The 1491-nt window shown below is 61.7% G+C and carries 2 protein-coding genes; both read right to left on the bottom strand.

What is annotated here, in order from left to right:
* Positions 1–174: 2Fe-2S iron-sulfur cluster-binding protein (locus Q0D45_RS21665; protein ID WP_366946460.1), on the bottom strand; the 174-nt coding region annotated here is incomplete at its 3' end.
* Positions 175–250: 76 nt separating this feature from the next.
* A complete protein-coding gene (locus Q0D45_RS14515; protein WP_366946459.1) occupies positions 251–1486 on the bottom strand; it encodes a cytochrome P450 in 1236 nt (411 codons plus the stop codon).
* Positions 1487–1491: the final 5 nt, after the last annotated feature.

Below are 1491 nucleotides of genomic sequence, written 5' to 3'. Positions count from 1 at the left end.
CCGCCACTCGGGTTCGACGAACAGGTGGCAGGTCGCACAGGCGCAGTTTCCGCCGCAATCGCCGTCGATGCCGGGCACCCGGTTGCTGACCGCTGCTTCCATCAACGACGTGCCTTCCGCGACTTCGATGCTGCGGACGGTGCCGTTGTGTTCGATAAACGTGACCTTGATCATTTTTGACTTCCATCTGGAATAGCCACGCCGCAGGCGAGGCTTTTATGGCTGTGGGGGCCTTGCATGGGCGGCACGCTCAGGCGTCGATCCGCACTCGCATCGACTCATAGCCCTTGACGAACGGCGACGGCACGCGAACAGGCTCGCCGATCACCTTGAGCTGCCCGGGTTTGGTCCAGCGCTTGAGGATCTCCTCCCACAGGATGCGGAGCTGCATTTCCGCCAACCGGTTGCCGACGCAGCGGTGAATGCCGAAACCAAACGACAGGTGCTGACGCGGCCGGGCACGATCGATGATGAAGTCGTTCGGAGTCTCGATGGCTTCCTCATCACGGTTGCCGGAGACGTACCACATCAGTACCTTGTCGCCCTTGCGGATGTGCTTGCCGCCAAGCACCGTGTCTTCGATTGCCGTCCGCCGCATGTGCGACAGCGGGGTCTGCCAGCGCACTATCTCCGGAATCATCGACGCCACCAGCGCCGGATTGCCGCACAGCTTCGTGTACTGGTCCGGGTATTCGTTGAGCGCCAGCAGGCCGCCGGTCATCGAGCTGCGGGTGGTGTCGTTGCCGCCGACGATCAGCAGCAGGACGTTGCCGAGGAACTCCTCGGGCGTCATGTTCCGGGTGCGCTCGTCGTGCGCCATCATTGAGATCAGGTCGGCACCGGGTTTGGCGTTGACGCGCTCGTTCCACAGCCGCGTCATGTAGGCAGCGCACTCGCCCACGATCTGCATTCGATGTTCCTCCGAATCCACCAGGCCCTCACCAGGCAGCGCCACCGTGGCGTCGGACCAGTAGGTGAGTTTGGAACGGTCCTCCCAGGGAAAATCGAAAAGGGTTGCCAGCATCTGCGTGGTGAGATTGATCGAAACCCTCTCGACCCAGTTGAATTCAACCCCGAGCGGCAGACTGTCCATCGCCTCGCCGGTGCGGCGCCGGATGATGGCTTCCAGACGAGCGAGATTCTCCGGCGCTACTATTGGGCTGACCGCCTTCCGGTGCTCGTCGTGTTGCGGAGGGTCCATCTGGATGAACATTGGCAACTGCACTGCCGAGTTCGTATCCATGATGGTGACGCCACCGCGACGAGAGTCCGATGAATAGATTTCGGGATGGGTCTCGACCTCCATGATGTCCTTGTACTTGGTCACCGACCAGTACGGCCCGAACAGGCTCTTGGCGCAGTAATGCACCGGGTCCTCGCGGCGCAGGCGCTCGAAGTAGTCCCACATCGTGTTGTTGCGGTACAGCTCGGGATTGCTGACGTCAATCTCTTCGAGCGGGATCGCGTAAGCGGCGCTTTTGTGCACCTGCG

It is taken from the genome of Nevskia sp. (assembly GCF_023266035.1).
In the GTDB taxonomy this organism is placed as follows: Bacteria; Pseudomonadota; Gammaproteobacteria; order Nevskiales; family Nevskiaceae; genus Nevskia.
The sequence above is the reverse complement of the archived record's forward strand: the minus strand, read 5'-3'. Positions and strand labels throughout refer to the sequence as shown.